This is a genomic window from Cystobacter fuscus DSM 2262, assembly GCF_000335475.2.
In the GTDB taxonomy this organism is placed as follows: domain Bacteria; phylum Myxococcota; class Myxococcia; order Myxococcales; family Myxococcaceae; genus Cystobacter; species Cystobacter fuscus.
The window spans coordinates 94,011-117,498 of sequence record NZ_ANAH02000014.1; the positions used below are offsets into that span (position 1 = coordinate 94,011).

Annotated in this window: 23 protein-coding genes; 12 read left to right on the forward strand and 11 right to left on the reverse strand. The window is 71.8% G+C overall.

What is annotated here, in order from left to right; genetic code table 11:
- Positions 1–171 precede the first annotated feature (171 nt).
- Positions 172–1,353 carry a two-component system sensor histidine kinase NtrB gene (locus D187_RS24270; protein ID WP_081713833.1) on the forward strand — a complete coding sequence of 394 codons (1,182 nt, stop codon included), beginning with the start codon at positions 172–174 and terminating at the stop codon, positions 1,351–1,353.
- A gap of 54 nt (positions 1,354–1,407) precedes the next feature.
- On the opposite strand, the gene D187_RS24275 is transcribed toward D187_RS24270, so the two are convergent.
- Both D187_RS24275 and D187_RS24280 read right to left on the reverse strand, forming a co-directional pair.
- Entirely contained in the window at positions 1,408–2,178 is a 771-nt protein-coding gene (locus tag D187_RS24275) for a hypothetical protein (RefSeq protein WP_155893550.1), read from the reverse strand.
- Between the two features lie 166 nt (positions 2,179–2,344).
- A complete protein-coding gene (locus tag D187_RS24280; protein ID WP_245591805.1) occupies positions 2,345–3,706 on the reverse strand; it encodes a serine/threonine-protein kinase in 1,362 nt (453 codons plus the stop codon).
- A gap of 311 nt (positions 3,707–4,017) precedes the next feature.
- Between D187_RS24280 and D187_RS24285 the strand changes: the two genes are divergently transcribed.
- Positions 4,018–4,515 (forward strand): gluconokinase, encoded by a 498-nt coding sequence (locus D187_RS24285; RefSeq protein ID WP_002623968.1) that lies wholly within the window; start codon positions 4,018–4,020, stop codon positions 4,513–4,515.
- Here the strand turns inward: D187_RS24285 and D187_RS24290 are convergent.
- From D187_RS24290 to D187_RS24300, 3 genes are read right to left on the reverse strand one after another with little or no spacing between them, the layout of a single operon-like run.
- A complete protein-coding gene (locus tag D187_RS24290; RefSeq protein WP_002623969.1) occupies positions 4,500–5,591 on the reverse strand; it encodes a hypothetical protein in 1,092 nt (363 codons plus the stop codon). The genes D187_RS24285 and D187_RS24290 overlap by 16 nt on opposite strands.
- 26 nt (positions 5,592–5,617) lie before the next feature.
- Positions 5,618–6,244, reverse strand: a complete 627-nt coding sequence (locus tag D187_RS24295; RefSeq protein WP_002623970.1) for a phenylalanine--tRNA ligase beta subunit-related protein — start codon at positions 6,242–6,244, stop codon at positions 5,618–5,620.
- A gap of 10 nt (positions 6,245–6,254) precedes the next feature.
- Positions 6,255–7,694 carry an aldehyde dehydrogenase family protein gene (locus tag D187_RS24300; protein ID WP_002623971.1) on the reverse strand — a complete coding sequence of 480 codons (1,440 nt, stop codon included), beginning with the start codon at positions 7,692–7,694 and terminating at the stop codon, positions 6,255–6,257.
- 143 nt (positions 7,695–7,837) lie between these two features.
- Here D187_RS24300 and D187_RS24305 point away from each other — a divergent pair, with 143 nt between their 5' ends.
- Both D187_RS24305 and D187_RS24310 read left to right on the forward strand, forming a co-directional pair.
- On the forward strand, positions 7,838–8,464 hold the full coding sequence (locus D187_RS24305) for a phospholipase D-like domain-containing protein (RefSeq protein WP_002623972.1): 627 nt from the start codon (positions 7,838–7,840) through the stop codon (positions 8,462–8,464).
- A gap of 48 nt (positions 8,465–8,512) precedes the next feature.
- Complete coding sequence (locus tag D187_RS24310; protein ID WP_245591815.1) at positions 8,513–9,847, forward strand: sensor histidine kinase; 1,335 nt, start codon at positions 8,513–8,515, stop codon at positions 9,845–9,847.
- A 23-nt stretch (positions 9,848–9,870) separates the two neighbouring features.
- On the opposite strand, the gene D187_RS24315 is transcribed toward D187_RS24310, so the two are convergent.
- From D187_RS24315 to D187_RS24325, 3 genes are all read right to left on the reverse strand, one after another.
- On the reverse strand, positions 9,871–10,701 hold the full coding sequence (locus tag D187_RS24315; RefSeq protein ID WP_002623974.1) for a helix-turn-helix domain-containing protein: 831 nt from the start codon (positions 10,699–10,701) through the stop codon (positions 9,871–9,873).
- Positions 10,702–10,743: 42 nt separating this feature from the next.
- On the reverse strand, positions 10,744–11,208 hold the full coding sequence (locus D187_RS24320; RefSeq protein WP_081713834.1) for a helix-turn-helix transcriptional regulator: 465 nt from the start codon (positions 11,206–11,208) through the stop codon (positions 10,744–10,746).
- Positions 11,209–11,373: 165 nt separating this feature from the next.
- Entirely contained in the window at positions 11,374–11,961 is a 588-nt protein-coding gene (locus D187_RS24325; protein ID WP_002623976.1) for an NYN domain-containing protein, read from the reverse strand.
- A 350-nt stretch (positions 11,962–12,311) separates the two neighbouring features.
- Between D187_RS24325 and D187_RS24330 the strand changes: the two genes are divergently transcribed.
- The 6 genes from D187_RS24330 (at position 12,312) to D187_RS24355 (ending at position 19,430) form a co-directional block, all read left to right on the forward strand.
- Positions 12,312–13,196, forward strand: a complete 885-nt coding sequence (locus D187_RS24330; RefSeq protein ID WP_002623977.1) for a lytic transglycosylase domain-containing protein — start codon at positions 12,312–12,314, stop codon at positions 13,194–13,196.
- Between the two features lie 249 nt (positions 13,197–13,445).
- Positions 13,446–15,089, forward strand: coding sequence for a HEAT repeat domain-containing protein (locus D187_RS24335; protein WP_002623978.1), 1,644 nt, complete (start codon positions 13,446–13,448; stop codon positions 15,087–15,089).
- A 42-nt stretch (positions 15,090–15,131) separates the two neighbouring features.
- The gene (locus D187_RS24340) at positions 15,132–16,091 is read left to right on the forward strand and encodes a ParA family protein (protein ID WP_002623979.1); all 960 of its coding nucleotides are present in this window, start codon (positions 15,132–15,134) and stop codon (positions 16,089–16,091) included.
- A 32-nt stretch (positions 16,092–16,123) separates the two neighbouring features.
- Positions 16,124–17,239, forward strand: a complete 1,116-nt coding sequence (locus D187_RS24345; protein ID WP_002623980.1) for a hypothetical protein — start codon at positions 16,124–16,126, stop codon at positions 17,237–17,239.
- Between the two features lie 239 nt (positions 17,240–17,478).
- Positions 17,479–18,675, forward strand: coding sequence for a hypothetical protein (locus D187_RS24350; RefSeq protein ID WP_002623981.1), 1,197 nt, complete (start codon positions 17,479–17,481; stop codon positions 18,673–18,675).
- Positions 18,675–19,430, forward strand: a complete 756-nt coding sequence (locus D187_RS24355; RefSeq protein ID WP_002623982.1) for a ferritin-like domain-containing protein — start codon at positions 18,675–18,677, stop codon at positions 19,428–19,430. The genes D187_RS24350 and D187_RS24355 overlap by 1 nt, the downstream gene beginning before the upstream one ends.
- A 9-nt stretch (positions 19,431–19,439) precedes the next feature.
- Here D187_RS24355 and D187_RS24360 read toward each other — a convergent pair whose 3' ends face one another.
- Complete coding sequence (locus D187_RS24360) at positions 19,440–20,018, reverse strand: DUF924 family protein (protein WP_002623983.1); 579 nt, start codon at positions 20,016–20,018, stop codon at positions 19,440–19,442.
- Between the two features lie 106 nt (positions 20,019–20,124).
- Here D187_RS24360 and D187_RS24365 point away from each other — a divergent pair, with 106 nt between their 5' ends.
- Positions 20,125–20,658, forward strand: coding sequence for a TspO/MBR family protein (locus tag D187_RS24365; protein WP_002623984.1), 534 nt, complete (start codon positions 20,125–20,127; stop codon positions 20,656–20,658).
- Here D187_RS24365 and D187_RS24370 read toward each other — a convergent pair.
- Complete coding sequence (locus tag D187_RS24370; RefSeq protein WP_002623985.1) at positions 20,645–21,445, reverse strand: M50 family metallopeptidase; 801 nt, start codon at positions 21,443–21,445, stop codon at positions 20,645–20,647. The genes D187_RS24365 and D187_RS24370 overlap by 14 nt on opposite strands.
- A gap of 201 nt (positions 21,446–21,646) precedes the next feature.
- Here D187_RS24370 and D187_RS58840 point away from each other — a divergent pair, with 201 nt between their 5' ends.
- Positions 21,647–22,783: a hypothetical protein gene (locus D187_RS58840; protein ID WP_002623986.1), complete on the forward strand. Its 1,137-nt coding sequence runs from the start codon at positions 21,647–21,649 to the stop codon at positions 22,781–22,783.
- Between the two features lie 10 nt (positions 22,784–22,793).
- Here D187_RS58840 and D187_RS24380 read toward each other — a convergent pair whose 3' ends face one another.
- Positions 22,794–23,438 (reverse strand): hypothetical protein, encoded by a 645-nt coding sequence (locus tag D187_RS24380; protein WP_002623987.1) that lies wholly within the window; start codon positions 23,436–23,438, stop codon positions 22,794–22,796.
- Between the last annotated feature and the right edge of the window lie 50 nt (positions 23,439–23,488).

A 23,488-nucleotide genomic window follows, 5' to 3' on the forward strand; every position in this document is an offset into this window, starting at 1 on the left:
CTTCTGTCCACTCACGTGTCCGGAAGCCGGGATTTTTCCCCGGAAAGGCGCGTTTTCCGGGGGCGGACTTATTCTTCGGGGAGTTTGAGCGCCCGCGGCCGCGGGGGGTGTGGGGTGCGGCGTGGGCTCACGGGGGGTCCCCCTTCTTCACTGGGGAAAAGGAGCGAGGTCATGTCATACCCGCAACCGTCTCAAGTCACCGCCATCGGGGAGGCGCGGGAGTCCTCGCGACGGGCCCGGCTGGCACCCGCCACGAGTCCCCGCCCGGGGTTGTCCGCGGACGCGCTGCGCTACCACTTCCTGGCCGAGCGGCTCAACGAGGTGGTGTTCCACCTTGACCGCCAGGGGCACTTCACCTTCTTGAGCCCGGCCTGGACGTCCCTCACGGGAGTGTCGGTGGAGAGCGCGCTCGGCCAGTCCCTGATGCAGGGGGTGCACCCGGAGGATCAGAAGGACGTGCAGCGCCTGCTGGAGTCGATCGCCGCGCGGGTGCAGGCCTCCTTCCGGCTCGAGGTGCGGCTGCTCACGTCGCGGGGGACGCAGTGGGTGGAGCTGGCCGCCTTCAGCTCACCCACTGGCCAGGGCGAGCTGTTGGGCACGCTGACCGACATCACCGAGCGCCGGCAGCTCCAGGCCCGGCTCCAACAGGCGGACCGCATGGCCACGCTGGGGATGCTCGTGCCGGGCTTCGCGCACGAGATGAACAACCCGCTGGCCTTCATGGCCGCCAACCTCGACTACCTGCTGACCAGCATGGGCCCGGCGAGCGCGGCGGGAGCCCCCGCGTCCGAGGTGGCCGCGTGGCGCGAGGCGGTGGAGGAGATCATCGAGGGCTCCGAGCGGCTGCGGCGCACGCTCGGCCACCTGCGCGGCTTCCGGCCCGAGCCGGGCCAGGGCCCGGTGGACGTGAACCTGCTGCTCGATACGGTGGGGCAGTTGGTGTCCAGCGTACTGCGCTCGCGGGGCCGGCTGGTGCGTGACCATGGCGCCCGCTCACTCGTGCCTGGAGGCGGGGGCTCGCTGCGCCAGGCGCTGCTCAACCTCGTGCTGCACGCGGTGCTGTCCCTGCCGGACGACGGGGAGGACCCCGAGGCGCACGAGGTGCGGCTCGTCACCCGCGACGACGGCCAGGGCCGCGTGGTGATCGAGGTGCATGACACCGGCCCGGGCCTCGCCCCCGAGCTGCTGCCCCACGTCTTCGAGCCGCTCTTTCCCGAGGGGGGCGGACACGCCTCGGGGCCGGCGCTCTCCGTGAGCCGCGACATCGTGCGCGAGCTCGGCGGGGACATCGAGGTGACGTCGTCTCGGGGCCGGGGCACCACGTTCCGGGTGACGCTGCCCGGCGTCTCCTGAAGACTGCCCCAAGGAAAGTCCAAGGACGTCCTCGCGGGGCGGCGCGGGCGCCGCTCAGCCGCAGGCGGCCTCGGCGGTGCAGCTCTGCTTCCTGTCGCACTTCTGGCAGGCGACTCCGCCCCGGCCGCACCGGTCCAGCGTGGTGCCCACGTCGCAGAAGTTGCCCGCGCAGCAGCCCGAGCAGCTCTCCGGCGAGCAGAGGCACTGGCCATTCACGCACTGCTGTCCCGGGCCGCACGCCGGGCTGTTGCCACACCGGCACTGCCCGAGCAGGCAGCGGTCCGCCGCCCGGGGCGAGCAGGCGGGGCTGGCGCCACACGCGCAAAATCCCCGGCCGTCACAGTGCGAGGCGAAGTTGGGATCACACGCGGTGCAGGCGATGCCGCCCGTGCCACAGGTGTTGAAGGTGGACGGGGTGCACTGGCCCTGGACGCAGCACCCCTCGCACCCCACGCAGAAGCTGCCGGGATCAGGGGTGGTGGGCTCCAGCCGCAGGGACACCTCCACCTCGTACCCATCGCGGATGTCCGCGCCGCCCGTCCCGCGCGCCACCACCGCGCCGTCGCGCAGTCCCTCGACATTCACCTCCGCCCGCACGCCGTTGGGCACGTCCCCGAGCAGCACCCGCAGCGTCTCCCCGCTGTTGAGCAACCGCTGGGCCTTCTCGGGCAGCACCTGGGGGCCGAAGTGGGGTTGCCCATCCACGTCTCCCCACACGCGCACCTGGGTGAGCAGCAGCGAGGGATCGAACTCCGTGGTGACGTAGAGCGCCGTCCCCGAGGCCTTCGCCGGATCCCGGCAGGCCCCCAACAGTACGGCGCCCACGAGCACCAGTCTCCAGCCCCATCGGATTGATTCAGCCGCGCCGTGCATCATGTCGGAGAGGAGCGTAACCCCTGCCTTCGCGGACCGCCCTTTCCCTGCCGCTCGCGGTGCCACGCCAGACACCCTCCGGGGGGCCGAGTGATGGAAAGCGGACAGCGCGCGGGATTCAGGAGCAACGCGAGCGCAGCTCCTGGGGGGACGCCAGGCGGGGAGGACCCAGGCGCGTGAGCAGCTCGCGCAGCCGGGGCGAGGGATGGAGGAAGCGCAGCCCCACGCCCGGGGGCTGGCGGCGGGAGCGGGCCTGGAGCGGGTCCACCTGCCGCACCACCTCGCCCACGCACTCCACCTCCTCGCCTCCCATCTGCAGGGTGAACTCGAGCCGGGTGGCGAGCGCGGGCAGGGGCTCGGCGCAGCACATGAAGAGGCCGTCGTGGTGCAGCTCGCTGCAGTGCACCACCACCTGGTTGGCGCCGCTGCCCAGGTGCACGCGCGCCGTCCAGGTGGGCGGCGGGGTGGGATCATTGGGCTCGGGTCGCGCGGGGAAGGTGGGAATGGGCAGGCGGCCCGAGGGGCGCAGCGGGACGGGGGGCGTGGGGCGGGGCGCCGTCCTCACGGCGGCGAACAGGGCCTGTTTGAACTCGGCCGCGCTGGCGAAGCGCGCGTCGGGATCCCGCGCCAGGGCGCGCAGCAGCGCCCGTGACAGCGCCTCGGGGACCGCGGGCGCCAGCTCATGCGGCGCGATGGGCGGCGGAGGCGGCCGCGGCGCGAGCACCAGCTCCGCGAGCTGGCAGCGCGGATAGGGCAGCTGGCCGGTGGCGAGCAGGTAGCCCGTCACCGCGAGCGAATAGATGTCCGCGCGCCCATCCACCTGCCCGCCCACCCACTGCTCCGGCGCCATGTACGCGGGCGTTCCCATCACCTGGCCGCTCAGGTGGCCCAGCGGAGGCGGGGGCTCGTGCCGCGCGTGGGCCACGCCGAAGTCGAGCACCTTGAGCACCGGGGCCTCGCCCGGGCGCTCCACCATGAGGAGGTTGTCCGGCTTGAGGTCGCGGTGCACCACGCCGCTGCGGTGCACGGCCTCCAGCGCGTCACACGCCTGGACGAGCAGCCACGCGAGCAGGCTCGGCTCCATGGGCCGGGGCAGCCGCGACAGGGGCGTGCCCTCCAGGTACTCCATGACGAAGTAGTTCAGGCCCTCGCGCGACTCGTCGATCTCGAAGATGCGCACGATGTTGGGGTGGCCGATGAGGTTCACCGTGCGCGCCTCGGCGGAGAAGCGCGCGCGCAGCGACTCGTCCCGCGCCAGCTCCGGGTGCATCACCTTCACCGCCACCTGGCGCCCGCCCATGCGCTGCTCGGCGAGGTACACCGTGCCCATGCCCCCACTGCCCAGCGGCTCCATCAGCCGGTAGTGCCCGAGCATGCGTCCACACAGGTCCACCCGGGCCGGCCTCAGCTTGGGCTGACGGCGCGACATCTGATCCGTGATGTCGGCCCCCGTCCATGTCGACTCCGCGTCTTCTGACAAACAAAGCTCTCGATTCATGAGTGTCGGCCAGGTGGGAGATGAGGAGCAGTCAACGCCTTGCAATCCCCATGCACTGTCCTGGAGGGCAGTCCCCCTTTCCAGCCTCGTGAAGACGCGGAGTTGGAGCGTCCACTCCTGGACGGGCCGAGAAGTGTTGTACGGAATGTTCAATTCGTTCAGTCGGTGAGACAGGAATTGCTCAAAACTTCCACCTTTCACGGCTTTGATGGAACTTCTGACCTGGGTGCCGCATCCGTCGCACGTGCACGCGCATCCAGGAGCATGGGCAGGAGCATTGGGAGGTAGCGCGCGTGGTGGTCATCGTGATGGGAGTGGCCGGAGCGGGGAAGACGACGGTGGGCACGCGGCTGGCCCGGGTGCTCGGGTGGAGCTTCCGGGACGCGGATGAGTTCCACTCGGCCGAGAGCATCGCGAAGATGGCCGCGGGTGGCGCGCTCACGGACGCGGAGCGGGCGCCGTGGCTGGAGCGCATGCGTCAGGTCGTCCAGCGGGCGCTGGAGTCGGGCGAGGGGCTGGTGTTGGCGTGCTCGGCGCTCAAGTCCGCCTACCGGGAGCGGTTGACGGTGGAGCCGGCCCGGCAGCGCTGGGTGTACCTGCATGCCTCGCGCGAGGTGCTCGCCCAGCGGCTCTCCTCCCGGCGCGATCACTTCATGCCGCCGAGCCAGCTCGACAACCAGCTCGCGGTGCTCGAAGAGCCCGAGGGCGTCTGCTCGGTGGAGGTGTCGGTGCCGCCGGACGAGGTGGTGGCGCGCGTGCTCCGGGGCCTGGGCCTTCAGCCGTCCGTCTGACGCAGCGCGGGCCAGGTGAAGGGGGCGAGCGTCCAGCGCTCGCGCAGCCGCGTCTCCAACTCCTCCAGCGCGCGGGTGAGGCCCGGGAAGTCGTCGAGGGGGGCGAGCCAGAGCCGGCAGCGCGCCAGGTGGTGCAGCAGGGTGGCGCGCGCGGACAGCTCCGGGAAGGCGCCGGGGCGATCCTCCTCCAGGACGCGGGGGTGCAGGCCTTGCAGGACGTGCACCGTGCGGGCGAGGGCCACCGTGGCGCGGGCGCGGGCCCAGCGCGAGTCCACCTGGGCCGCCTCGCACTGGGGTGACAGGCCGAGGCGGTAGGTGGTGTCCGCGCGCGCCGTGAGCTCCTCGGGCAGCGGCAGGGAGACGAGCCAGGGCAGGGCGTCCCACAGGGCGTGGCGCATGCCGGAGGCGCCCAGGTCCAGCAGGCGCGGTCCCCCGAGCGTGAACCACACCCCCGCCGGGGAGGGGTGTCCCCACGTGAAGGCGAGCAGGGGGCCGGGGTCCGCGAGGGCGCGCGCCACCGCTTCCAGCTCCTCGTGGGTGCCGGGCGAGGGCCGCGTGCCCACCGCGGTGAGCCAGCGCGTCAGCCGCTCCTCGTGCTCGAGCAGGCCGCGCGCCTCCTCCATCCGCACGCGCCCGGGACGGGGCGGCAGGGACTGGCGCAAGAGCTCATACTCGGACGGGTTGCCCAGCGTGCGCGCCTGGAGCTGGCCGAGCAGCCGCGCGGTGGCGAGCACCCCCGCGGTGGCGGCGCGTGCGTCGCGCGCGCGCAGCAGGGCCTCCAGGGTGCGGCCGGGCCCGGGATCCTCCAGGAGGAAGAGGCGCGCGTCCACGTCGCCCGCGAGGAAGGGCGGCGAGGCGTCCAGGCCCCGCCGGGTGAGGAACTCCGCGCCCGCCCGATCGTCGAAGCCGCGCACCGGCTCGTTCGGGAAGGACTTGAGGAGCACGCCCGGCACCGGGCCCCCGCGCACCTGGGCGCGCACCAGGGTGAACCCGGGGCGCGTCTCCAGGAGCTCGGGGGCGGTGAGCAGGACGGGCCGGCTCCAGACGGCCGACAGGGCCCGCGCGCCCCGCGTCAACAGGTCCGCGAACTGCTCCGGCGTGCTCAGGGGGCGCGCTCCACCGCCGCGCCCATGCGCTCGAGCAGCTCGCGGTACCAGGAGAAGGCCCGCTCGGCGCGGCCGGGCAGGGCGCGCGTGCCCCACAGCACGGTGAAGGTGCGGCGCGTGCCCTCGTGCGTCTTGGTGCGCTGCGCGTCCTTCACCGCGTTGGCGCACGGGCCCTCGGCGTCGAAGAGGCACAAGAGGCCCCCGACGTCGATGCTCTGGCCGGAGGCGTTGAAGACATGGCTCGCGCCCTCGGGGGCGAGCCCCACGCGCAACGGGGGCTGGGCCCGCTCCAGGTCCACCACGCTGATGGGCAGCCCGCTGTGCAGCGACACCGCGTTGCAGGCGTCCACCGCGGCGTTGATGGCGCCGAGCACGCCCTCGCCCGCGGCGCGCACGAGGTACTCCGAGGCCGGCTTGCCCCGGCCCGTGGGCTTGTAGCCGCCGTGGCGCAGCAAATCCCGCACCGCGCCGCGCACGGCGTCGTCGGCGCTCAGCGGGGCGGGGGCGTCGGGCTTGAGCAGCGCCACCAGCCACTCGGGCGAGGGGAGCTGGGAGAGGGGCGTGGGGAAGCGGGTCTCGAAGGCCACCGCTTCCAGCAGGGGATGGGCGTCCTGGGTGAACACGCCGGGCTCCTCACTCGAAGAGGCGGCTGGCCACCCGCCCCAGCTTGCCCGCCCGGCCCGCGTAGGGCGGGAAGAAGTTCTTGAGCAGGAACAGGGGCCCCTGGTGCAGCACCGCGCGCTCGTGGCTGAAGGTGCGGAAGCCGAACTCGCCGTGGTAGTTGCCCAGGCCGCTCTCGCCCACGCCGCCAAAGGGCAGCTCCGCGCTCGTCAGGTGCATCACCACCGTGTTCACGCACGTGCCGCCCGCCGTCGTGTCCGCGAGCAGCCGCTCCACCGTGGCGTTGTCCTGGCTGAAGATGTACAGGGCCAGGGGTTTGCTCCCCTCGCGGATGAAGCGCACCGCGTCGTCCAGGGTGTCGTAGCGCAGCACCGGCAGCACCGGGCCGAAGATCTCCTCCTCCATGATGGCCGTCTCCGGCTTCACGTCCGCGAGCACCGTGGGCGCGATGTAGCGGCTGTCCGCGTCCACCGTGCCGCCCAGCACCACGCGCGCCCCTTGCGACACCGAGCGCTCCAGGAGCCCGTTGACCCGGCCGAACTGCGCGTCATCCACCATGCGGCAGAAGTCCGGGCTCGCGCGGCGCGCCTCCTCCGTCTTGCCGTAGGCGTGCTCGATGGCCTCGCGCAGGTGTCCGAGCAGCTCCTCCTCGCGCGCCGCGGGCACCATCACGTAGTCCGGCGCCACGCATGTCTGCCCCGCGTTGATGAACTTGCCGAAGACGAGCCGCTCGGCCGTGGCCTTCAGGTCCGCCGTGTCGTCCACCACCACGGGCGACTTGCCCCCCAGCTCCAGCGTCACGCCCGCCAGGTGCCGCGCCGCCGCCTCCATCACCTTGCGCCCCACGCGCGCGCCGCCCGTGAAGAAGAAATGGTCGAAGGGCAGCTCCAGGAGCGCCTGGCTCTCGGCTCCGCCGCCCTGCACCACCGCCACCTCGGAGGGGTCGAACACGTCCCGGATGAGCCGCTCCATGACCTGCGCGGTGTGGGGCGTCTTCTCGCTCGGCTTGATGCACACGCAGTTGCCCGCCGCCACCGCCGCCACCAGCGGGGACAGGGTGAGCTGGAAGGGGTAGTTCCACGGCGAGATGATGAGCACCACGCCCTTGGGCTCGTAGCGCACCTGGCCGCGCGTGCCGGCGAGCAAGAGCGGGGTGGGCACCCGGCGCGGCTTCATCCACTGGGCCACGTGCTTGAGGGCGTGGTCCAGCTCCATGAGCACCACCAGCACCTCGGTGCTCTCCACCTCGGCCGCCGGCTTGCGGAAGTCCGCGTACATCGCCTGATAGAGTTCCTCGCGCCGCGCGACGATCGCCTCGCGCAGCTTGCGCAACCGGGCCACGCGCTCCTTGGCGCTCGTGTGCGCCTGCTCCCAGCGCCGCGCCCGCAGCCGCTCGAAGGTCTCCTGAAAGGGATTCGTCCGGCTCGCCTCGCTCTTGCTCACCACGTGCATCGCTTGCCTCCCGGGCCCGCGCCCATGGCCGTCCTGGCTTCAACGCCTCGCAGCCTCTACGTCATCCTCCCGTCCCCCGCTCGGGCCCGCGAGGACAATGTCCACGCCTGGACGTGGACGGGGCGGTGTGCGAGCATGTGGGTATGCGTCCCATCCAAGCGGAGCTGCTCGACGGCGGCGCGTTGTACCGGGAAGTGGTGCTCGGCAAGCTGGCGCACGCGCGCGAGTCGGTGTGGATCGCCACGGCGAACGTGAAGGCCATGTACGTGGAGCGCTCGGGGCGCTTCGTGCCGCTGCTCGAGGTGCTGGACGGGCTGGCGGCGCGGGGGGTGGCGCTGCGGCTGCTGCACGCGGAGCTGCCCAGCAGGCCCTTCCGGGAGGAGTTCGACCGGCGGGCGCGGCTGGTGAAGGGGGGCCTGGAGTTGAAGGTGTGCCCGCGTGTTCACTTCAAGACAGTGCTGGTGGATGGGGCGTGGGCCTACCTGGGCAGCGCCAACCTCACCGGGGCGGGGCTGGGGGCCAAGGGGGAGCACGCGCGCAACTTCGAGCTGGGCTTCGTCACCGAGGACTTCGACGTCATCGATCGGGTGACGGCGTTCTACGAGTCGGTATGGAGCGGCGCGTCGTGCCGGGGCTGCCGGCTGCGCGAGGTGTGTCCGGATCCCATCCTGCCCGCGGGCGCGTCCCGGACGGTGAAGGGCGCGCCGGGCGGAGTCCAGCTCGGCAAGGCCCGGCGTCTGGTGCGCCGGGGCGCGAAGTCCTCCCGGTAGGGCCACCCACCGTGCGGCCCGGGCCGCTGGGGTAGGATTCCCGGCGTGATGATGGGCAACGCCACCGATGACGCCAAGGCCCTGCTGCGCGCGGATCGGAAGAACTACCTCGTCTGTGGAGCGTTCCTCCCGGCGGTGGCGCTGGTGCATTGCCTGGTGACGCGGACGTTGCCCGTGGGGCTCGTCGTGTCGCAGCTCGCGGTGGGCGCGCTCTTCGGGGTGATGGCGTGGGCTCTGGGCTCCGGGCGCGTCCCCACGCGCGTCATGGACTCGGTGGCCGCGGTGCTCGCCATCCTGGGCGCCACGGTGTTCGTCATCCTCAGCGGCGGGCCGGACAGCCCCTACTTCCACGTGTTCGCCGCCCTGCCGTTCCTGCTGGCCATGTTCACCCCCGCCACGCTCCTGCCCACGCTGGTGGGCGGCGCGGTGACGCTGGGCGCGGTGGCGGTGGTGGACGTGCTGGCCGGAGTGCCCTCGCGCACCATCGTGTTGCAGATGGTGGGCTTCGCCATGCTCCTGGGGCTGGCGCTCTTCGGCACGCGCACCTACCGGCGCATGGCGGAGGCGCAGCGCGTGGCCCATCAGGCGCGGCTCGTGGCGCTCGAGCAGCTCGCGGAGAGCGAGCGGCGGCGGGGGGACGCGGCGCGCGAGCGCGCGGAGGTGGAGCGGCTCGTCATGGTGGGACAGCTGGCGGCCGGGGTGGCGCACGAGGTGAACAACCCCCTGGCCTACGTGAAGGCCAACCTGTGCTTCCTCGAGCGCGAGGTGGAGGACGCGCAGCGGCCGTTGGACCGGGACGAGCTGCGCGGCGTGATCGCCGAGACGCAGCAGGGCGTGCTGCGCATCCAGCAGATCGTCACGGACCTGAAGGACTTCTCGCGCGCGGGCAGCGGGGGGGACGAGGCGCGGGCGGTGTTGGAGGAGGCGGTGCTCGAGGCGCGGCGGCTGGCGTCGGTGCGCCTGCGCGAGCGGGGCGAGGTGTCGCTGGCGTTGGACCCGGGGTTGCCGGCGGTGCGCCTGGAGCAGCGGCGCGTGGTGCAGGTGCTGCTCAACCTGCTGCTCAACGCGGCGGACGCGGTGGAGCTGGCGGACCCCACGTGCCAGGCCCACATCACCGTGCGCGCGTGGCAGGTGGAGGAGGGGGTGCGCGTGGAGGTGGATGACAACGGCCCGGGCATTCCCAAGGAGGTGCTGCCCCGGCTCTTCGAGCCCTTCTTCACCACCAAGCCGCCGGGCCGGGGCACCGGCCTGGGGCTGGCGCTGTGCCGCGAGTACGTGTCGCGCGCGGGCGGCTCGCTCCACGCGGAGAACCGCCCGGGAGGCGGCGCGCGCTTCGTGCTGCGGCTGCCCGTGGTGCGCGCGCCCGCCGCGGCGCTGGCGTGAGGCCGGGAAGTGCTCAGGGGCGCTCAGGGGCCCTGGCGGTGCCGGGCGCGCCAGGCGCTGGGGGACTCGCCCGTCAGCTTGCGGAACAGACTGCTGAAGTGCTGGAGCGAGGCGCACCCCACCTCGGCGGCCACCGAGGTGAGCTTGGCGTCGCTGTCGAGCAGCAGCGCCTGGGCGGTGCGCACCTGCACCGTGTTGAGCTCGGACTGGAAGGAGGTGCCCGACTCGCGCAGCCGCCGCTGCAGGGTGCGCTCGGACATGCCCATCTCCCGCGCGATGTCCGCGAGCACCAGCTCGTCGCACAGCCGGGTGCGCAGCACGCGGTGCAGCTCGCCGAGCAGCGGTGACTGGCCCTGCTGCCGCATCACCAGCTCGTTGAGCTCCACGAGCAGGGTGCGCGCCTCGGGCTCGGGCCGGCCGAGCCACCCCAGGGCCTCGAGGGGATCGGCGAAGGCGCGCGTGGGGTAGCTGGAGCTCACCAGGCTGTAGAAGCCGCCCACGACGGCGCCGGCGATGCCCTCGGGGCGCACGAGCGCCTGACGCCGCACCGTCTGGGAGAAGTCGGAGATGCGCGGCGCCATGTACTTCACCAGCACGGACAGGCCGTTGGCGTCCGGGGACTCGACGCGGCGCGCGTCCACGAGCGACACGTGGGGCGCGGCGGGGGCCAGCTCCACGTTGAGCACCTGGGTGAGCCGGGAGATCTGCGCCTCGCCTGGACGGCCCCACACGGTGAAGCCGCACACGTCGGGCGAGGCGTACCAGTGGAGGAAGCTCTCCCCCACGAAGTAGCGGCCAATGGGATCCTGCAGGTAGTCGTCCAGTCCATCCGCGGAGCGCACGGCGCGGAGCATACCGCTCCGCGAGCCGGAGGGCCCGGTTCGTCTGGAGACCGTTCACTCCTGACGTCGGAGCGTGGCGGCCACGTTGCTCAGGGCCCGGAGCTGCTCGGGGTTGAGCTTGCGCAGGTGGCGCAAGAGCCGCCGCAACTGGGGGGGCTCCTGCTCGGGCGGGGGCTCTGCCCGGGCCCAGGCGGGGGGCTCCGCCGGGCCGAGCGCCAGGAGCGCGTCGGCCGCCAGCCGCAACGTCACGCACAGCCGCCGCAGCGTGGGCACGCTCGGCATGAGCAGTCCGCGCTCCAGCCGTCCGTACACCTCCGTGGCCACGCCGATGCGCTCGGCCACGTCCGCCTGCGTCAGCCCCTCGCGCCTGCGGGCTTCACGCGCGGTGTCACCCAGGCTCTTCGCCAGGTGCTGCCGGGTTTCCTGTTTGCTTCGGGGAGCCCCCTCCTTGCCGCGAGACCACCTCCGAGGTGGGGTGGTCTTCTCGGGGGGGCCTGGAAAAGTAGTCTTCGACGCCATGGCTCGACCTCGCCTCCATACGACTTTGGAGGTTATATGACTCATGAAGTCAGGTGTCAGCGACTAACTTCAAAAGTAGTGCGGTCGAGTGTGGGCTGGCGGAAAGAAGAAGCCCCCCTGGGGTGGCGGACACCCGGAGGGGGGCAGCGGGAAGGCGGGGAGGGCTTACAGGAAGGGCGCGGGGTCGAACTCGTCCACGCGGATGGGCAGCAGGCGGGGCAGGGGCCGCTGGAAGACCTTGGCATCCATCTCCAGGTCCAGGATTTCCAGGCCCGCGGGAACGAACTCGCGGAAGCGCTGGCTCACGTACTCGCGCAGGCCCAGCAGCGTCACCTTGCGCTTCTCCTCGAGCAGGGGGCGCAGGGCGGCGGCGAAGTCACTGCCGTCGTGGCTGGCGAGCACGACGGCGGCGCCCGGCCGCTGCTGGCGGATGGCCTCCAGCAGCTTGAGGATGCCCATGTCCACCACCTTCTGCTCGGGGCGGCCGTGCAGCAGCACCACCTCGCACCCCGCGGTCTTCAGGGCGCGCACGAAGCCGATCATCATGTCCGGCAACTGCTCGCCCCGCGCGTTGAGCACCACGATGCAGCGCACGGGGTTGGGAAAGCGGCTCTCGCAAAAGGCCACCAGCCGGTCGAACTGCACGCGGTCCTGGGGCTCGGGTTTGCGCCCCACGACGTTGGACACGGCCCAGTCGATGTTCTCGGCATCGATGAGGACGTAGGACGCGGCTGCGGGTCGGGTCGTGGTCATGGCGGGGGAAGATAGCCGGGGTTGCCCCCGGCGGCGTTGGACTTCTTGCCGTCCGCGCCTGGAGTCCAAGGACGAACGGACCCGGGGTGAGAGGGTGGGGGCGGCCCCTGCTTTCCGAGACAGACACCGCGCCTGGCGTGTCTGGTTTGGAGCCCGGCATGGCTGGCCATGGCGCTCCTGGAGGGCGCTCCCCCGATGCGGCCCGAGGGACCGGGATTCTCAACTTCTGAATCTGAGTCTCAATGTCTGGGATAAAAATAATGTGTTTTTCCTACCTGCCCCTATAGCTGTCATGTCTGGTTTGTGGTATGAATCAGTACGTCATCCCTCCATCGCCCAGGAATACCTCCATGTCCGTCTCCTCCGTTTCAGGCAACAAGGCCGCGGCCCTGCTGGCGCTCATCGCTCTGGCCGAGAAGAGCAAGACCGAAGGCCCGTCGAGCCCCACGACGCCTCCCCCGACGCCGCTGGAGTCCAACCCGCCCTCCCTGTTCAACGACGGCTTCACCGACGGCGCGCAGGGGGGTCAGTGGAATGAGTTCCTCCAGACCGCCAATCAGCTCATGGAGACGCTCGGTCAGCTCCAGGAACTGCTGGCGCCCGAGCTGGGCGATCCGAGCGGCACGCCGCAGGATCTGTTCAGCCCGCCGGGTGGCCCCGAGGGTGGCCCCGGTCCGACCCCGCCCCAGGGCCAGATCCCGGGCGGTACGACGCCGGACGGTGTGTCGGCCACCCCGGGCACCGAGGGCTCCGGCTCATCGAAGCTGGGCCCCGGGCTGCCCAAGGAGCTCGAGCCGTACCGCGGCGCCATCGAGTCCGCCTCGGCCAAGACGGGCGTGCCGGCCAACATGCTGGCGGCGCAGATCTGGCAGGAGTCGCGCGGCAACCTGGCGGCCGTCTCCACCAACGGCGGCAATGGCCTGACGGACACCGGCCTCATGCAGGTCAACCCCAACACCTACGGGGAACTGCAGGCCAAGCACCCCGAGCTCCAGGGCAAGGACCTGTCCTCCCCCGAGAACAACATCCTCGCGGGCGCCTACTACATGAAGGACATGAAGGAGCAGTTCGGCGACTGGAAGACGGCCCTGCGCGCCTACAACTCCGGCCCCAACGGCGTGGACAAGAGCAACCTCAACGCCCTGCCCGCCGGCACCGGCGATGCCACCTACGTGGACAAGGTGTCCAACTTCTGGAACATCATCGAGTCCGGCAACGGCACGCTGCCTCCCTGATAGCACCCCCCTCGGGCGGGGGTGGGCTGAGCGCCGCGAGGGCCGAAAACTCGGCCCCGGCGCGATTGTCAATCCCCGACCGGGCGCTTCGTGGGAAAACCCCCAACCATTTCAGGGGTTTACCTCGCGGATCGTTCTGACATAGGTTGCGCGCTCCCGGCATGGCCGGGAAACGGGTGGTCCCCCGTGTTCCCAGGCACGGACCAGACGACCCGGTATGCCCCGGAACGAGGGAGGGCTGTTCAGGTCGTGAGTGACGAGCGTCCGGACGCGCTGCTCAAGAGCGCACTCGAGAAGATTGTCTACTTCGAGGCCCGTGCCGAGCAGCTCCACCACGAGCTGACGTCCACGCGGGAGGAGCTGGAGCACCTCAAGCGCGAGCTGACCCTGTCCGAGCAGCGCGAGTTGGATTTGCGGCGAGAGGTGGCGCAGCTCGAGGTGCGCATGGGCCGGCTGGGCACCGAGCGCGAGGAGCTACTGCGTCTCAACCAGGCCCTGCGCACCGAGCGCGGCCAGCTGCTCGGCAAGCTCCTGGAGGCCAGCCGCATCCGCGCCTCGGACCGGCCCGAGCGCGAGGAGGACGACGAGGACGGTCTGGGCATCGATCTGGCCTCCTTCATCTCCCAACTGCGCAGCGAGGTGCTCGAGCGCCCGGCGCAGGCGGGCTCCGCGCCTCCGGCTCCCGCCTTCCCCTGGCCCACGCAGGGCGAGAGCGTGCCCGCCTCGGACACCGTGCCCGCGCTCGCCGTGGTGGGAGGCCCCGCCGCGGCTTCGACCCTCTCCTCCACCGCCTCGCCCGTGGTGCAGCACGCCTGGCGCCTGCAGCAGGAGGGCCGCCTGGCGGTGAGCGCCGGGCAACTGGCGGAGCTGGTCGGGGGTGGAGGGGGTGGAGACGAGTCGCTCTTCGGCTTCTCCGTGCGCGAGCTGTCCGCGCCGGACGCCACTTCGCGCGTGCGTGCCGCCGAGCGCCTCAAGGCCCTCGCCCAGCCGGCCGCCGCCCCCGCCCTGGCCACCGCCCTGCACGCCGAGGACGACCCCAGCGTGCAGGTGGCCCTGCTGGCCGCCTTCGCCGAGGTGGGCAAGGAGCAGGGCGTCTCGGTGGTGTCCCCGCTCCTGTCCTCCAGCGTGCCCGAGGTGCGCATCGCCGCCCTCAAGGCGCTGCTGACCCTCTCGCCCCAGGAGGCCGCGCCCCACCTGGCCCAGGCAGTGAAGGATCCGGACCGCAGCGTGCGTCGGCGCGCCTCGCTCCTCGCGCTCGGCCTCGAGGGGGAGAGCGCGCGGCGGCTCGGCGAGGAGGCCATCCACGACCCCGACGCCGAGGTGCGCAGCCTCGCCGCCCTGGCGCTCGGCGCGGGCAGTGGCGAGTCCGCCCGGAGCCTGCTGCTGGAGGCCCTCAAGGACCCGGAGGTGCGCGTGCGCCGCTCCGCCTCCCAGAGCCTCGGACGCATCCTCGGCCAGGACGTCTCCGCCGTGGTGGACCTGGACGAGGGCCGCCGCCGCCGGGAGATCCGCCGGCTCGCCACGCTCCCCGTCCAGCCCGTGCGCGCCTCGCTCTCGGCCCGGCCGCCGCCCGCGCGGGCCCCCGTGCCCGCTCCCGCCCCTGCTCTCGCGCCCGCGCCGTCTCCCCGGCTCGTTCCCCGAGCTCCGCCGCCGACCGCCCCCGCCCCCACTCCCCTCGCTTCCGCGAGGGCCGCGGCCCGGGCGGCCGCCTCTCCCGTGGAGGCCCTCTGTGGCCCCCTGCTCTCCGAGGTCCGGGCGGCCATCCGGGGCCGTTCCCTGGGGGAGCTGGCCGCGGGCATCCGGGCCACCACCGAGCTGGCCCAGGAGGCACTCGCCCTGCTGGTCGCCAGGGGCTCGGTCATACGTCGGGGTCACAAATACTTCGCCGCTTAGGGCAAGGTATGAGACCCCCCCGGATTCGACGAAGGGTTCTTCATGGATGCGCCGACGTACAGCCCCAAGCAGGTCGCCGAGATGCTCGGCGTGCCCCTGAAGTCCTTCACGCCGGCGCTCAAGCAGGACAGCTACACCGGTGCCGAGGTGTGGGCCCTGCGCGAGCAGCTCGGGCTGTTTCCGGCGCCGCTCGGCCGGCGCAAGCAGCTCTTCCTCAACTTCAAGGGCGGCACGGGCAAGACGTCCCTGTCCACCTCCTACGCCTGGCGCCTGGCGGAGCTGGGCTACACCGTGCTCATCATCGACCTGGACAGCCAGGGCCACGCCACCAAGTGCCTGGGCTACGAGGGCGAGGACTTCGACCAGACGCTGCTCAACGTGCTGGTGCGCAAGGCGCCCCTGTCCGAGGTCATCCAGAAGACGAGCTTGCCCAACCTGGACTTCGTCCCCTCCAACCTCACCATGTCCACGGTGGACCTGGCGCTCATGCCCATGGCGGGGCGCGAGTTCAAGCTGCGCAACGCCCTCAAGGAAGTGGAGGGCCGCTATGACGTCATCGTCTTCGACGCGCCGCCCTCCTTCGGCCTGCTCAACCTCAACGCCCTCATGGCGGCCAACGATCTGTTCGTCCCCGTGCTGGCCGACTTCCTGTCCTTCCACGGCCTCAAGCTGCTCTTCGAGACGGTGCAGGGCCTGGACGAGGACCTGAACCACGTGCTGGACCACGTCTTCATCGTGGTCAACTCCTTCAACGCCACCTTCCGGCTCGCCAAGGAGGCGCTGGAGGCGCTACAGACGCACTACCCGGAGTACCTGCTGCCCACGATCATCCGCCAGTGCACCAAGTTCGCGCAGGCCGCCAGTGAGGGCCGCCCCATCTTCGTGGCCGACCCCAGCTCCAAGGGGGCCACGGACATCGAATCCCTCATCCAGCACGTACTTCCGCGCTTGCGGGCGGGCGCGGCACCCGGTAGCGATACGGGTGCGCAGCAGGCCGGTTGACGTCCTCCTCTCTTCCGCTTTCAAGTCCGCCCATGAAGAAGGCCTTCGAACAGAACGTGTCCCGCGCCAAGCCGCGCCTGCGGTTGGGCGCCTTCACCGGCGCCGTCGACCCCGCGGCGCCCGACGGGGCCGAGGGCTCCGAGGGCTCCAGCGCCGAGCTCGAGCAGGCCCGGGCCGCCGAGCCCGAGCGGGCCCTGGACTCGGAGCCCGTGCGCGCCCCCGAGCCCGTGCCCGCCGCCCATGACCTGTCGGCCGAGGTGCGCGCCCGCATCGAGCGCGCCCGTGCCCCCCGTCCCACCGCCGCCGAGGTGCTCGACGCCGCCCTGCGCGCCTCCACCCCGCCCCCGCCGGGCCGCGACACCCACGAGGAGGAAACCCAGGCGCGGGTGACCGTCGCCGCCGTGGCCCAGGCGCCCGCCGCGCCGGTGGCCCGCGTCGAGGCGCCCGAGCCCGAGGTGGAGGTGCAGACGCCGACCCCGCCCCGCGAGGACGTGGACACGCACGCCCGGCGCGAGCGGCTCAAGGAGCGCCTCAAGGCGGTGCGCGAGAACCCCCGCCCCGAGCCCCTGCCCGCCAGCGTCGCCGAGGCGGGCATGCGCGCGGTGGAGCGCATCTCCGCCCTCCAGACCGAGCTGGTGAAGGTCAAGGCCATCAACCTCACGCTCACCCAGGACCTGGAAGTCACCCGGCGTCAGGCGGAGAAGGCCACCGAGGAGGCCCGCCTGCGCATGGACGAGGCGCGCCGGCTCGCCACCGAGGTGGAGGGCCGGGTGAAGCTGCTGGCCGACCTGGAGCGTGAGCTGGCCGCGCTCGAGGGCGAGCGCGACGAGGCCCTGTTGTCCCTGCAGGAGGCCCGCCAGGCCATGCAGGCCGCCGCCGACGAGCGCTCCACGCTCGAGGCCGCCGTCACCGAGGCCAAGAAGGCCCTCGCCGACAGCCTCTCCGAGGAGGAGCGGCTCGCCGGCGAGCTGGAGGACTGCAAGGACGAGGTGGCCTTGATGCGCCGCACCGTCGACACGCTCCAGGGCGAGCGCGACGTGCTGGCCCAGCAGGTGGCCTCGCTCACCGCCGAGCGCGCCGAGCTGCTCGAGGCGCGCAAGGCGCTCGAGGCCGTGCACCGCGCCCTCAGTCAGGCCGTGGCGCGCTGAGCCCCTCGCGCGCCGTGCCCTCCCGCCTGGCCCTCGACTCCGGGCGGGAAGGGGTCCGCCGTCCGAGGCGGGCGGCCAGTCGAGCCTTCGCGACTCCACACGCCCCACGAGCGTAAACCCCCCCTGGCCCCGGGTCCGGTTGCCGGAACCCGGGGGGCGCCGGAGCTTTACCCGCGACGCGAAGGGGGGGGAGCGGCCGTTCCGGGCCCACCGACCCCCATGGCGCGAAGGAGCTACACGTGGGCTTGGATCTCTTGAAGGAAAAAGGCGTTCCATTGGATCGCCAGAAGTTCACCTGGAAGGATCTGACGCGGCGGATGATCAGCAAGCTGGATGACGACGCGTTCACGCGCGTGCGGGTCATCCTGATGAATGGCATCGAGTCGGAATCGGTGCGCTTCAGCCATGCGTGCGCGCGCATGAACCTCGACCTGCGCGAGCCCCTGGCGCTCATCCGGCGGGTGGAGCACTTCCAGCAGACACTGGTCAACTGGCTCAACCCCGGCAACCAGTCGCCCCTCGAGACCACGCTCGGCTACGAGCAGACGGCCATCGAGGTGACGGCGAGCGTGGCCCTGCACGAGCCGGATCCCTACCTCGCGCAGACCTACCGCTTCGGCATGCTCGAGGACTTCGATCACCTCTACCGCTACTCGGCGCTGTATGACCGGCTGACGGGCAAGGATCCCAACTACATCGTCCAGAGCTACACGGACATCATCCCCGCGCGGCCCACGGTGCTCGAGCACCGCCACCCGCTGGATGACGTGCGCCGCCCCTATGCCGCGCGCACGGCGGATCCCATCTCCAAGCTCAACGCGCTCACCATCGTGTCGGCCGAGAACCAGGTCCACACGTACTACATGAACATCGGGCCGCAGTTCACGGATCCGGTGGCGCGCATGCTCTACGCGGAGATCGCCGCCATCGAGGAGCAGCACGTCACGCAATACGAGGCGCTGTGCGACCCGAGCGAGACGTGGCTGGAGAAGTGGCTGCTGCACGAGGCCAACGAGGTCTACAACTACTACAGCTGCCTGCAATCCGAGACGAACCCCGTCCTCAAGGAAGTGTGGCAGCGCTTCGTGGACTACGAGCTGGGTCACCTGCACTACGTGAAGGAGCTCTTCCAGCGCATCGAGGGCCGCGACGCGGCCGAGGTGCTGCCCAAGGAGCTGCCCGAGCCCATCGGCTTCCACGAGCACCGTCAGTTCGTGCGCAAGGTGCTCCGCGACGAGGAGGGCCTGAGCGCCAGGGGCACCGAGTTCGTGCCGCGCGCCGAGGAGGCCGAGCGCACGCTGCTCTACCGCGAGCAGCTCAACATGGACGGCTCGCCGTCCGACATCGCCTCCGCCGGCTACATCTGGCGTCCGGGGACCGAGCTGTCTGTCGAGGCCAGGCGTGAGGGTGTCGTGTCCGAAGGGAGGATTCAGTAATGGAACGCAAGGCGAGTGAGATGGGGATGAACCGGACCGGCATCAAGACCTCTCCGGTGGAGAGCGCCAAGGAGATCGAGGGCGCGGAGAAGCGCGGGGCCACGAGCATCGGAGATGCCACGGCCATCGCCCGGGTGCGCCAGGAGTTCGCCCGCGAGGTGGGCAACTTCGGCTCGGTGCCGCCCCCCACGGCCAAGGGCATGGTGAAGGCGGCGGTGGACCTGCTCAAGGGCGGGCGGGCCACCGTCTTCATCGACAAGCTGGGCCAGCGCGCCGGCTTCGAGCGCACCGGCGTGCGGCTGTACGAGGCGGCGCTGTCCAAGCTGGACGTGTTCGGCACGTGGGAGGGGGGACCCTCGCGCGTCGAGCTGGAGAAGATCCGCCTGGATGAGCTGGCGCACTTCGCGCTCGTCGTGCGCACCATCGAGCAGCTCGGTGGCGACGCCACGGCGCTCACGCCCGCCGCGGAGCTGCAGGCCAACATGTCCGAGGGCGTGCCCCGGATGCTGGTGGATCCGCACGTCAACCTGCTGCAGTCGCTCGAGGGTCTGCTGACGGCCGAGCTCGTGGACAACGCGAGCTGGGAGCTGCTCATCGAGCTGGCGGAGCAACTGGGGCACACGGAGATCGCCGAGCAGTTCCAGCGGGCGCTCGACGTGGAGCAGGAGCACCTGGCGCTGGTGCGCAGCTGGATCTCCACGGGCACGATGCTGGAGGCGCGCGTCGGCGAGGAGGCCGCCGGCGCCCCGGCGTAGCCAGCCCCGCTAGAACGCGGAGTCCGGCTCCTGGAGGAAGGCCACTTCCTCCGGAGTCGACTCCCGGCCCAGCGCGGCGTTGCGGTGGGGGAAGCGCCCGAAGCGCGCCACGATGTCGTGGTGGCGCCGGGCGCTTTCGTACGTGATGACGCTGTCCGCGTTCTCCCAGGTGAGCGGCTCGGTCAGCGCCACGCACCGCCGCTGGTCCTGGAGGTCCTCGCTGTGCATGAAGGGCAGGTAGAAGAACCACCGCCACACCGGAGGCAGGGGAACGTCGAGCCCGCGCGCGAGCGCCCGCCGCGCCACCTCGCGCGCCCGCTCATCCGTGGCGTAGGCCCGGGGTGAACCCCGGAAGACATTGCGCGGGAGTTGATCCAACAAGAGCAGCAGGGCGAGGGCGCCCCGGGGCTCGTCGCGCCAGGAGTCGAGCTCCCCGGCGGCCGCCTGCTCGCACGCTTCCCGGAAGCGGCGGGTGCACTCGGCGTCGAAGGACTCGTCGCGCTCGAACCACGAGCCTCTCGGCCGAAGGTGGGCGGGCTCCGACGGCGGGCCGAACCAGAAGCCGAGAACGTCATCCACGCGGGCCATGCAGCCTCCTGGAAGGGACTCCTTTCTAGCACCCCGCCCGCGTGGGGGTGGCCCCCGGGAGGCAGCATCCGCACCTTTGCGCGGCACTGCACACTGGAGGTGGACAATGACGGAGCACCACGCACTCAACAGCCCCTCGCTGTCGACGCTGAGCAACCCGACGCTGCGCAACGAGTCCCTCGCGGCCCTGGGGACCTTCGGGGCACTCACCGCGGGGGCGGCCCTGCTGGGCGCGCGCTCCTCCAGCAGCACCCAGGTGTGGTACCGGAGCCTGCGCAAGCCGCGCTTCCAGCCGCCCGCGTGGGTGTTCGGCCCGGTGTGGACGACGCTCTACGGCCTCATGTCCCTGTCGGCGTGGCGGGTGTGGAACCGGCCCGCGGGACCCCGGCGCTCCTGGGCGCTCGCGCTGTGGGGCGTGCAGCTGGGCTTCAACGCCCTGTGGTCGCCCCTCTTCTTCGGAAAGCACCGCCCGCGCACGGCGCTCCTGGACATCGCGGCGCTCGGGGTGAGCCTCGCCGCGTACACCGGCGCGGCGCGCCAGGTGGACCGGGGGGCCTCGTGGATGATGGTGCCCTATCTCGCGTGGGTGGGCTTCGCCAGCGCGCTCAACGAGGAGATCGTCCGGCTCAACCCCCGCTGAACTGACCGAACGGCATGCGCGAGCGCACCCGCTCGCGCCGCCGGAGGATGGAGCGCAGCCCGAGCCCCATGGCCACGAGCGACAGCGCCATCCACACCGCCGCCCAGAAGGGCGCGGGCAGCCAGGTGAGCTGGGCCATGGCGTGGGCATCCGAGACGCCCACCTCCAGGCCAAAGCCAAACAGACCCTTGATGTCCTGGAGTGCCAGCAGACACGACAGCGCGGCGATCCACAGCACCACGCCGCGCCGCAGCCACACCGGCCCCTTCCACGCGATGAGTCCCAGCAGGGCGGCCATGCCGGCGATGAAGCCGAGCGTGAAAAGGCCGTCCGAGCGCGAGGAGCCGGTGAAGTGCGCGTAGGTGCCGCCGGGATCCGGCGGGAGCAGGGGCACCCAGAGCACGGCGACGCCCACCATCCACGCGACGAGACCCCAGAGCAGCAACCGTCCGCTGCGCATGCGCCCGGCGGCCACGAGCAACAGGGCGCCGGCGACGGAGGAGCCCACGTAGCCGCCCGAGGCGATGAGCATCTCCTTCCAGCGCGAGCCGGTGAGGGAGTGGTAGGTGAGGCCGCCGGTAGCGGGGCTGATGGTGACGCTGCTCACGTGCGAGCCCAGGGCCCAGGCGGTGAGGGCGTGTCCGCTCTCGTGCATGAGCGTGACGAGCAGCCTCAAGGGGTAGAGCCACACCGTCTGCCACAGGAAGACACTGGCGGCCGCGGCGAGCACCAGGCACGCGAGCAGGGCGCGGGTGGACAGGGGTGGCGGCTCCGGAAGGGGACGCATGGGCCTTGGACGCTACCACGGCCCCGGAGGTTCCAGTACCCACGGCCCCTGGGAGGCATGACTGGGGAAGTCATGTCCCGAATCCTATGTTATGAGTGGGTCATGACGATGAGCGAGATACCGTGTCCCTGCGGTAGCGGACAGAAAGTCACGCGGTGTTGTGCGAGGGCGACGCTCTTTCCCCAGCAGCCTCCGCCGGGGTTGGATCCGGTCCTCACCGAGGCCTATCTCCACGCGCAGCGGGTGCTGGGCGCGCCCGACGCCTTCCAACGCATGTCCGACTGCATGACGCTCCTGCGGGAGATGTTCCGCGAGGGAGGGCCGCTCTCATCGCTGCGCTGGCCCTGGGAGGAGCTCGTCCCGCCCGTCGAGCGGCACATCTTCCGGGTCATGGCGGAGGTGGAGGGCATCGACGAGCGGCACGAGCGGTTGTTCGAGCGCTGCGCGCCGGACCTGATCGACCCCGAGCGGTTGGAGCGGCTGAACGAGGGCCTGCGCCGCGCGTTGATGTCCCCCGAGCGCACGGCGGACGAGAAGTGCGCGCTGGCGGTGGCGGTGATGGAATTGCTGTCCGCGCCGCGGCATCCGCCCTACCCGAAGGAGGGGCTGTCGGTGGTGTCGTGGCTGCTGATGTCGCAGGTGGACGAGTGGGTGGAGCGCCGCCAGCGCGTGCAGACGGTGGTGGACGAGGCGCTGGGGAACACGCGCGGGGCGGGGCTGCACGTGGGGTTCATCGGGGGCGTGGTGACGGAGCCCAAGGTGCTCGAGGCGGCACTGGAGCGGGCAGCCCGGGTGGATCCGGAACTGATGGAGCTGTTGGGCCAGTTCGAGGTGGCCATCCTGGGAGGCATCCTCGCGGGGCGCACGCCCGAGGTGCTCCATGGCGAGGAGTGGCTGTGGATGACGGCGGTGTTGCGCGAGCCCCTGGATCCGGACCGGGCGCCGGCCGCGGACGGACTGGCGCTCTTGCGTGTGCTCGACGCACGGGTGCAGCAGGTGGTGCTGAGCCGGGTGGAGGCGGCGGGGAGGGACCGCTCGTCGCCGCCGGAGGCGGAGCAGTGGTTCTCCTGGGCCTACAAGGTGCTGGTGGCGCGTCCGGTGGCGTTCTTCGGGGCCTTCGCGCGGGCGCGCGAGGCGGTGTTGCTCGAGCGCTTCGCGGGGGAGGCCGAGTGGGTGCACACGCTGCGGCGGCGCGAGCGGTGGCGTCCGGAGGAACTGGAGCCCTACCGGTTGCGGCTGGAGGCGGTGGGCGCGCCGGAGGCGGCGCGGTGCGTGCGGCGGCTCCAGGCGCACCTGCGCGGAGAGAGCCCGGCGGGTGGCTGGGGCTTCAGGACGTGAGCGCCTGGGGTCAGGTGCCGGGGGCTCTGCGGGGAAGGTCCGTGGTGAACACGGCCTGGAGCAGGTCCATCAGTCCGGGCCAGGCCTCGGCCGACAGCCACAGTCCCTCCGGGGCATGCTCGGCGGACATGGCCAGGGAGGAGGACTCGAAGAGGCGCGCGGACACCACGCCCTCGCTCGGGAGGCTGCCCTCGATGTCCAGCGCCTGGCCGTCCCAGCGCAGGCCCGGGGGGAGCAGCTTGTCGGCGAGGGCGCGCAGGGCGGCCCGTCCGGCGCCGGTGCGCATCACGCCCATGAGGAGCGCGGACGCGGCGGCGGTCTCCTCCAGCTCCACCTTGCCGGGCGTGCGCAGCCGCACCTTGTAGCGCCCCGAGGCCAGCTCCACGCGCTCCAGGGTGGTCTCCACCCGCAGGCGCCAGCCCTTGATGGAGAGCCGCACGTCGTACAGCGCGGGGCCGGAGCTCCACGCGGTCAGCTCCAGGTGCTTCACCTGCTGGAGCACCTGGCGGGTGAGGGCCTCGACGCGGACGTGGGTCAGGCGCACCCGCTTGCGCCCCACGTCCACCGCCACGTCCGCCGACATCGCCGACGGCAGTCGCTTCACCCAGTCGAACGCGCCTTCCAGCATCTTCGTCGCCCGTGATTGCTCGGCCATGCTGCTTCCTCCCCGCACTTGGAACGCGGGGAGCGTAGTACGAACTTCTT